Annotated in this window: 8 protein-coding genes; 3 read left to right on the top strand and 5 right to left on the bottom strand. The window is 56.0% G+C overall.

Annotated elements, in window-relative coordinates; genetic code table 11:
• On the bottom strand, positions 1–450 hold a 450-nt coding region (locus U1140_RS11240), incomplete at its 3' end, for a biotin/lipoyl-containing protein (RefSeq protein ID WP_369847944.1).
• Positions 451–576: 126 nt separating this feature from the next.
• On the opposite strand from U1140_RS11240, the gene U1140_RS11245 reads away from it, so the two are divergent.
• Positions 577–969 carry an oxidoreductase gene (locus U1140_RS11245; protein ID WP_369847946.1) on the top strand — a complete coding sequence of 131 codons (393 nt, stop codon included), beginning with the start codon at positions 577–579 and terminating at the stop codon, positions 967–969.
• Here the strand turns inward: U1140_RS11245 and U1140_RS11250 are convergent.
• Positions 966–2,501 (bottom strand): leucyl aminopeptidase, encoded by a 1,536-nt coding sequence (locus U1140_RS11250; protein WP_369847947.1) that lies wholly within the window; start codon positions 2,499–2,501, stop codon positions 966–968. The genes U1140_RS11245 and U1140_RS11250 overlap by 4 nt on opposite strands.
• 299 nt (positions 2,502–2,800) lie before the next feature.
• Between U1140_RS11250 and U1140_RS11255 the strand changes: the two genes are divergently transcribed.
• Entirely contained in the window at positions 2,801–3,889 is a 1,089-nt protein-coding gene (locus tag U1140_RS11255; RefSeq protein WP_369847948.1) for a branched-chain amino acid aminotransferase, read from the top strand.
• Between the two features lie 52 nt (positions 3,890–3,941).
• Here the strand turns inward: U1140_RS11255 and U1140_RS11260 are convergent, their stop codons facing one another.
• The gene (locus tag U1140_RS11260) at positions 3,942–5,090 is read right to left on the bottom strand and encodes a nicotinate-nucleotide--dimethylbenzimidazole phosphoribosyltransferase (protein WP_369847949.1); all 1,149 of its coding nucleotides are present in this window, start codon (positions 5,088–5,090) and stop codon (positions 3,942–3,944) included.
• 69 nt (positions 5,091–5,159) lie between these two features.
• Complete coding sequence (locus tag U1140_RS11265) at positions 5,160–5,960, bottom strand: DUF3043 domain-containing protein (protein WP_369847950.1); 801 nt, start codon at positions 5,958–5,960, stop codon at positions 5,160–5,162.
• Between the two features lie 342 nt (positions 5,961–6,302).
• Between U1140_RS11265 and U1140_RS11270 the strand changes: the two genes are divergently transcribed.
• Positions 6,303–6,647, top strand: coding sequence for a HesB/IscA family protein (locus U1140_RS11270; RefSeq protein WP_369847952.1), 345 nt, complete (start codon positions 6,303–6,305; stop codon positions 6,645–6,647).
• A gap of 199 nt (positions 6,648–6,846) precedes the next feature.
• On the opposite strand, the gene asnB is transcribed toward U1140_RS11270, so the two are convergent.
• The gene (asnB, locus tag U1140_RS11275; protein ID WP_369847953.1) at positions 6,847–8,769 is read right to left on the bottom strand and encodes an asparagine synthase (glutamine-hydrolyzing); all 1,923 of its coding nucleotides are present in this window, start codon (positions 8,767–8,769) and stop codon (positions 6,847–6,849) included.
• Positions 8,770–8,867 lie beyond the last annotated feature (98 nt).

Here is an 8,867-nt window from a genome sequence, read left to right on the forward strand (position 1 = left end):
CAGCCACTGGGTGATGGTGCCTTCGGTGACGGATTCGCCGAGTTCTGGCATTTCGACGTCGGTAGCCTTACCGGAACCGCCGGAAGACTTCTTCTTGGAGCCCTCATCGTTGGAGCCCTTGTCGTCGGAAGAAGAGTCGGAATCAGCGTTGTCATCCGAGCTATCGTCGTCAGCCGAGTCGGAATCAGAATCAGACGAATCTGCGGCTTCGTCCTCGTCGCCAATAACGGCAATGACGTCGCCAACTTCGACGGTGTCGTCTTCTTCCGCCTTGATCTCCAGGATGGTTCCCGAGACAGGGGAAGGGACTTCGGTATCCACTTTGTCGGTGGAAACTTCTAGCAAAGGCTCATCGGCCTCGACGGTGTCGCCGACAGACTTCAACCACTGGGTAATGGTGCCTTCGGTGACCGATTCGCCCAGCTCGGGCATCTCTACGGAGTGCGACATGTGTGAGAGACTCCTCTAAAGTCGTTAGTAAATAGAAGCTACGCCATCCCAGCCTACCGCCATTGCTAGTGCTACGTGTAATGAGCCAATGCGCAATTTTGTGCACTACCCCTAGAATTGTGAACCGTGTTTAACCTATTCCGCCGCAACTCCGCGAAATCACAGCTCAAGCCGCCGCGTGCGCCTGGCGATACGATACGCGAACCCGACCGGGCAGACCTCGTCGACTGGGTCAGCGGCCGCGGGCTCGTTGAAGGTTTTGTGGAACCGGAAACCGTGGTTAATGAAATGTCGATCGTGCTTGTCGACGAATCGGGCGACTACATCCGTCGCCGCATCGGTGGGCCCAAAGGAATCGACGCTGTGGCCCAGGCGCTTGACGTGCCGATTTACGACGTCGAAGAGACCGGGTATCCACAGCGTATGCGCGAGCGCATGAAACGAGAACGAATCCTGCGCAAGCGTCGTGAGCAACTCGAGCGCCGCAAACAATGGGAGCAGCGCAACGAGAGTGACTAGTTTGCGAGCTCGTTGAGCCACGCAACCAACGTGCGCACCGGAACACCGGTGGCGCGCTGGGCAGTGTAGCCGGAAGCGCTCGATGCCCAGGCCGGGCCGGCGATATCCAAGTGAGCCCACTCGATGCCTTCGCCGACAAATTGAGACAGGTAGGTGCCGGCGAACTGCATGCCACCCCAGCGATCCTCAGAGATGTTGCGGATATCTGCGGCAGGAGTTTTGATGGCTTCTTCGTGTTCTTCCAGCAAAGCCATAGCCCATGCCTTCTCACCGACACCGCGTCCCAGTTCAGCGATGCGATCGCGCAGCTCATCCGACCCCATGACACCGAAGGTCTTCTTACCCAGTGCGAGCATTTGGTGGCCGGTCAGGGTGGCGGTTTCTACCAGGTAATCTGGCTTATCTTCGCTGGCGCGAACGATGGCGTCGGCAAGCACGATGCGCCCTTCAGCATCAGTGTTCAGGATTTCGGAGGTGATGCCGCCGTAGTGCGTGATCACATCACCCGGGCGGATGGCGTTACCGGAAGGCATGTTTTCTGCCAGCGGCACTGTGGTGGTGATTTCGACGCCAATGTTCAGCTTGGCCGCGGCGATTGTTGCAGCGACTACGGCAGCAGAACCACCCATGTCCATGATCATGTCGCCCATGCCAGCACCTGGCTTCAGCGAAATTCCGCCGGTATCGAACGTGATTCCTTTACCGACGAGCGCGACTTTCTTCTTTGCTTTACGGGGGCTGTGGTGCAGGCGCACCAGACGTGGCGGACGCACAGAACCTTGTCCGACCGCCAAAATTCCACCGAAGCCCTCTTTTTCCAGCTGCTTTTCGTCGAGTACCTCGACCTTCAAGCCTGCATCCTCGGCGAATCCGCGAATGAAAGAGGCATAAGATTCCGGGAACTTGTGGCTGGATGGCACGTTGACGAAATCACGCGCCAGGCAGACTGATTCCGCACCGACCTGCGCGATGCGGAAGACATCTTCGTCCTTCTTCGGATCGCCCAACACAGTGAACTCGGCTGGATCTTTGTCTGCCTTATTCTTCTTTTCTTCCGGCGCATCGACGCCGTCGTCCTTGTTTCCGCGGATTCCTGGGTAGGCATATCCGCCCATGATCAGCCCTTCAACGACAGCCCCGAGGCGCTCGCGGTCATCGGAAAGTGCTACTGCGACCGAATCGAGGTCCTTGAGCGAACGAGACACGGTACCTGCAGCACGGCGCAGGACTTCGTCGTCAAGCTTGTCCTTCGAACCCAGACCAACAGCGACCACGGCACCCGCACCCACTTTCTTTGGTGCAGGCAAACGGGTGATTTCGTTCGCTTTGCCGGTGGCTTTGACGGCCTGCAGCCCTTCGCGTACATCGTTTGCTGGGCCGCCGGATAGCCACGCGTTTTCGGCGATTTCTGGTGCATCTTTGTCGTAGTAGATGCCGATCACCAAAGCATCAGCTTTTTTCGGGGCCTTTTTGCTTAGTTCAACCGGGCTAATCTTTCCGCGGGCAGGAAGTGCAAACTGTTTGTCAGCCATACCTTTGAGAATCCTTTCTTGCGCTGCACAGCAACGTGGTGTTCATCGACACGTTTATCGACGCTGTTGGTCGAGCTTTCTCGACGCTTATCTGTACTGCGCTTTTGTATATTTCGTGCGAATATTTGCTTAGCTGCGGGAGCAAACGTCGTTTCCACCCTAGCCAGAATTGTACTGATTCGACGCTGGACCCACCGCTAAAGTGTGCCCTGGGTCTCTCAGGATCGCTATGCGATGGTCTGGATGGTCTGCTGTGCCCTATGTCTCTTTATGATGGATAAGGGAGTAGATTAGCGACTATGAGTGACTTCAAATTTGCAGTGACCCCCAATGACAATCCGACGCCAGCAGAACAGCGCGAAGAAATTCTTGCTAATCCTGCATTTGGCAAGAAATTTACCGATCATATGGTCAGTGCCGACTGGGATGCCGAACGCGGTTGGCACAACCTGCAAGTGGTTCCTTATGCACCGGTCACACTGGATCCGGCAACGACGGTGTTCCATTATGGGCAGGCCATCTTCGAGGGTATCAAAGCCTACCGGCAAGCTGACGGTTCCATTGTCACTTTCCGTCCAGAAAAGAATGCGCAGCGCATGACGAAATCCGCACAGCGCATGGCAATGCCAGATCTGCCAGAAGAGCTGTTTGTGCAAGCACTGGAAGAACTCGTCGCCGTTGATCGTGATTGGGTTCCCGCCAGCGGGGGCGAAGGTTCGCTCTATTTGCGTCCTTTCATGATCGCAACCGAAGTTGGTCTTGGTGTTGCACCGTCACAGTCCTATCGATTCCTGGTGATCGCATCACCAGTCGGCGCCTACTTCCAGGGCGGCGTGAAACCGGTATCGGTTTGGGTATCGGAAGACTACGTGCGCGCTGCGCCGGGAGGAACCGGAGCTGCGAAATTCGCCGGCAACTACGCGGCGTCGTTGGTTGCGCAACAAGAGTCCATCGAGCAGGGCTGCGATCAGGTGGTGTTCCTTGATGCTGCGAGCCGACAAAAAGTCGAAGAAATGGGCGGGATGAACGTCATGTTCATCATCGACGACAAACTCGTGACACCAGAACTGTCTGGCACTATCTTGCCGGGAGTGACCCGCGATTCGCTGCTGCAATTGGCCCGCGAAATGGATCTCGAAGTCGTAGAACAAACCATCACTCTCGAGCAGTGGCGCGAGGCTGCCAACTCAGGTGCGATGAGCGAAGCCTTCGCCTGCGGAACCGCGGCTGTGATTACCCCGATCGGCACCGTGAAAACCGTCGACGATACTTTCACCATTGGCGGCGGTGAACCGGGGGAGGTCACCATGCGGTTGCGGGATAAACTCACCGGAATTCAACGTGGTGAGCACGAAGACACCCACGGTTGGCTGCACAAGCTGGCATAGACGGCAACACCGTAGTTGTTTAAGCGTTAGATCGGTTTACATGATTTAGCGCTTAAATGATGTCTTCTTGGCGCGGATCCACGCGTGACTCTGCCGACATGGAAGACCCGGCCTCCGCCTGGGTCTGCGCGTTAACCGCATCGGTGATCGCGTAGACTTCGTCGCTGACAAGCTCAATCGCGGCGTTCAGCGCAGACAAGGCAAGTATTCCACCCGTACCTTGCCCAGTGGTGAGATCAAATGCCAACAGGGGAGTCAGCTCGAGTTTTTGTACCGCGAGCATATGTGCAGGCTCCGGTGATAATTGACTGGAGCGCAACCAGGATTTAGTGCCTGGGTTAATTTTTTCTGCCACTAATCCGCATACCGTTGCCAGGCAGCCGTCGACAAGCACAGGGGTGCGGCGGGCAGCGGCTTGCAATATGAAGCCGACCAGCGCCTGCGCGGTCACTGAGTCGAAGTGGCGAATGGTTTCTAAAGGTGTGGAGTTGGCACCTCGGCAGTGAAACATCTGATCGCGAACGGTGGCAACGTCGTGCTGCCATTGCGAAGTTGTGCCGGAAGTCTCGAGGCTTAGTAGTGCGACGGGTTCTGTCTTCGTGACAATGCCGAATAGTGCGGCGGCGTCGAGGGAGATATCTTCGCTGAGTTCTCCCGGGATGAGAATATCGGCACCGGCATCAATTTCAGAATCAGCGATTTGTCGGCCAAATTCCAGTGCCGTTGTGGATGCATGCTCCGAAGAATCGGCGGAAATTCGTTCTACACGAACGCCAACGCCGTGCGTGCGTGCCAAGGTGGCAACGGGTGCCCCACCGGCGGCGATATCGTCTGCGACGGTGTCGTTGTTTGTCCGGCTCTGGTCATCTGGAGCTGTGCCCGCGTCAGCTGCTGTGGTATCGGCAGGGTTGGCGGAGTCGGCATAAAAAACCACAACGCGTGGCTGTCGAAGTGGTTCTGCCGGAACTTTCGCCTGGCACGCGGCCATGAATGCTGCCGCATCAATGAGGCGGCCAAAACTGCGGCCGCGTTCCGTCGACGACATCGCGGCGGTGATAGCTGCAGCCGCCTGCTGATCCACCTCAGCTGCAGGAACAAAACCAAACTCGTCGTTCCCGGAGTGATCCGCGGATCCAACATAGCCTGGCGGGTGTGGAGTCTGCGGCGTTTGTGGGCTGTGCTGTGTGAAATCGTGCGACATCGTGGTGGGACCTCATGGGTGTGAGAGCTGTGCGCGCTAGACCCGCGCGATACCTTGGCCAGAGCCTGGCTAGACCTTGGCGCCGCGTTCTACGCGTGGCTTTGGCGAGCGCCACTTGCGCGGTTGGGTAGCGCGGGAGTAGGCATAAAAGCCTAGGCGGAAGCCGGTTTCGGTAGTATCCGGGAATTGTTTGCGCACGGCGTTATTGCAGCGTTTACCAAGAATGACACCTTCGATCGCCAAAACAACGATAACAACCATGCCAGCCAGCGAGATGATATTCGCGACATAGGGGTTGATGCCGCCCAGCAACGTAGCACCAAGGATGATCAGTGCGATCAGCATGACCCAGTTGCTGAGGAACGCGCGCGAGTCGACCCAATCGCGTGCATAGCGGCGCACCGGACCGATATCGCGCGCCAACAGGTAACGCTCGTCACCGGCGTCCATACGTTCCTGCTGGACTTTACGCTGACGCATACTTTCTTGGCGTTCTTCACGCTTGTATTCTTTCCATTCCTGCTTGGACATGGATTTTTTGAGTTCTTTACGACGCTGCCGCGCTTGAGCTGGCGAAGCCCCATTCGGGTCGCGGCGTACGCCACGCCGGATTTCTTGTTCTTTGCGTGTCGGGGTGGGCCTATTCTTTTTGGGTGTATAGCCCTTGGGCAAATCTTGTTGCGCAGATTCGGTGGCGTCGTCAGTTTTCCCTGTTTGGAGTCCTGCCTTTGTACTAGGTGTATTACGGCCAGCAGGTTTCTTCTCCGAGCCACCAGCGGTGGACGTGGAAGACTCGACCGCCCCAGCCTCGACGGACTCAGCGGAGTCGGAGGAATCGTTGTTCTGAGATTTTTGCCACGGTAGTTTCACAACTTAACAGGGTACAACCTCGTGCGGTACTAACAATAATAAAGCGGGATTAACTTCCTAAAAGATTACGAGAGTCCGTCGGGAAATGCTTTCGGGAATAATTTCTAGCGTGACGACGTTGTTCCAATTAAGTTGTTTTCGAAGTCGTTGGTGATACGCACTGGTCCACCAACCAGCTGGATACCAGTAACCGGAACCGTCAGGTAACTGGTTGTATAAGACGACAGAAAAAGCAACAGAGAAAAGCAACTGCGCATAACATGCACTCCGCGGGGTTTCGACTGACGTGAAAGGCGAGTACGCTGGGTGCAAAACACGCGTTCACCACGAAGGAGAACTACTATGACCGCCCCAACTTCGTCGACCGGCGTAATTTTGACCGATGCTGCTGCCGAAAAGGCCAAGTCCTTGCTGGAGCAGGAAGGCCGCACAGACCTATCCTTGCGTATCGCCGTGCAGCCAGGCGGCTGCGCAGGATTGCGCTACCAACTGTATTTTGATGACCGTGAACTCGATGGAGACAAGAACGATGAGGTCGGAGGCATCACCCTCGTTGTCGACAAGATGTCGGTGCCGTACCTGATGGGTGCGAAAATTGATTTCGCTGACACCATCGAGCAGCAGGGCTTCACCATTGATAATCCGAATGCTGGTGGATCTTGCGCTTGCGGTGACTCGTTCAACTAAACCTCGAGCGGAACGCTCAGAACGCAGCCAGGGTTAGCAGCAACACTGGCTGACAGCAGTGATACACACGAACCCCCTGTGCCGAGATTTTCATCTTCGGCTCAGGGGGTTCCTACCATTTAGTTCAGGCGAAGCTGGGCTGTGCCGCTAGCAAGAGAGTACTCAACGCTGTCCGCTGAGTACTCGTCTAGCCTGCGAATTAAAGGCGCACGGGGTAGTCGCGCTGCTCGATGTTCGGATCAATCCGGTTTTCGACGAAAATTCCGTACCAAACCATAAATGCCAAAACAGTCCATAGTCGGCGGGAATGATCTGAATGGCCATCCCGGTGTTCTTTCAGCATGTCCAGAACGGCCTGCTTGTCAAAGATATCGTCGGTCTGCGAGGCGTTGATCTGGTCTTGTGCCCAGCCGTGAAGCTCGTCACCGGCGAGCCAGTGGCGCATTGGAACCGGGAAACCAAGCTTTTTGCGGTGCAGAACGTGTGGCGGAACGATTTGTTCCATCGCCTTGCGTAGAGCATATTTCGTGGTGCCATGCGCAATTTTGAGTTCATGGGGGATGGTTTCAGCGACGCGGAAGACTTCCTTGTCCAAAAATGGCACACGGAGTTCAAGCGAGTTTGCCATGTTGATCTTGTCAGCTTTGACCAAAATGTCACCGCGCATCCAGGTGAATAGATCCAAGTGCTGCATCCGCGCTACTGGGTCCATTTCGGTCGACTGCGCGTAGATGTCTTTGGTGACATCGCGGTGATCCCAGTCTTTTCGCGCCCACGGGATCACACGCTGCATTTGTTGGAAGTTAAACGAGCGCGCGTTGCCGTAGTAGCGCTCTTCCATAGTCATCGAGCCGCGTTCCAACAGTGATTTGCCCTTCATGCCATCGGGCAGGACGCGCGATAGCACGCCCAGTCCACGGCGCAGAGGCCCGGGAACCTTCTCGAAAGGCGCCAGAGACAGGGGTTCTTTGTAGATAGTGTATCCACCAAAGAGCTCGTCGGCGCCTTCACCAGACAACACAACCTTCACATGCTTGCGGGCTTCTGCCGCGACAAAGTGGAGCGGAACAAGTGAAGGATCCGCTACAGGATCATCCAGATACCACATGATCTTCGGGATTGCAGCGGCGTATTCTTCTGGGCTCACCACTTTGACGATGTGTTCGGCGCCAATGGCTTCAGCTGATTCTGCAGCCACATCGACCTCTGAGTATCCTTCGCGCTCGAAACCGGTGGTAAACGTCAGCAAGTTCGGATTGTGGCGTTTGGCCAGGGTAGCGATAGCGGTTGAATCGATACCACCGGATAGGAACGAACCGACGGTGACGTCTGCACGCATATGCTTTTCGACGGAATCTTCCAAAGCATGGGCGATGCGATTAAACAGTTGCTGTTCTTCGCCGGATGGAACTGGTTTGGTGCGGAACCGGGGGCGGAAGTAACGCTCGTTCTGCACTTCGCCGCCGGGTGAAATCACGGCCGTGCAGCCGGATTCCAGGCGCCGAATGTTCGTGTGCAGTGATTCTGGTTCGGGGACGTACTGTAGGTCGATGTAGTGCTCGATCGCGCGCCGGTCAAGGTCCAAGCCTAGATCGATAGCGTCGGCAAGCTCAAGGATGGACTTCTTCTCTGAAGCGAAGACGGTCCCTACAGACGTTGTCGCGTAGTACAACGGTTTGATGCCGAATTGATCTCGGGCGACAAACATTTGTTGGCTTTGGGTGTCCCAAATGGCAATTGCGAACATTCCCCGCAGGTGCTCTACGACGGCAGGGCCCCAGTGGTGAAAGCCGACGACGATTGGCTCACCGTCGCCTTCTGTGTTGAAGCTGTAGCCGGCTTCTTGAAGCTCGGCCCGCAACTCTACGTAGTTATAGATCTCGCCATTGAAAGTCATGGCGTATCGCTCTGGGGCATCTTGGGGTCCCCAGCGTAATGGTTGGTGTGAATGTTCCAAGTCGATAATCGACAGGCGATTAAAACCGAAAACTGCGTGGTCGTCATGCCACGTTCCAGCTGCATCTGGGCCGCGATGCCGCATGCAAGGAAGCGCACCTTCCATTGCCGAGACATAAGAAGCGGCATCGCCGCGGGCGCTCAGCATAGCGAGAAGTCCGCACATTGATTAATTCTCCTCCGGATGATTATTTTGCCAGCACTACTTTACGGCCAGTTGTGTAAAGGCGGCTAATCACTTCCGGCCTGTCACTCGGAGATTTG

Source organism: Corynebacterium drakensteinense (assembly GCF_041224285.1).
In the GTDB taxonomy this organism is placed as follows: domain Bacteria; phylum Actinomycetota; class Actinomycetes; order Mycobacteriales; family Mycobacteriaceae; genus Corynebacterium.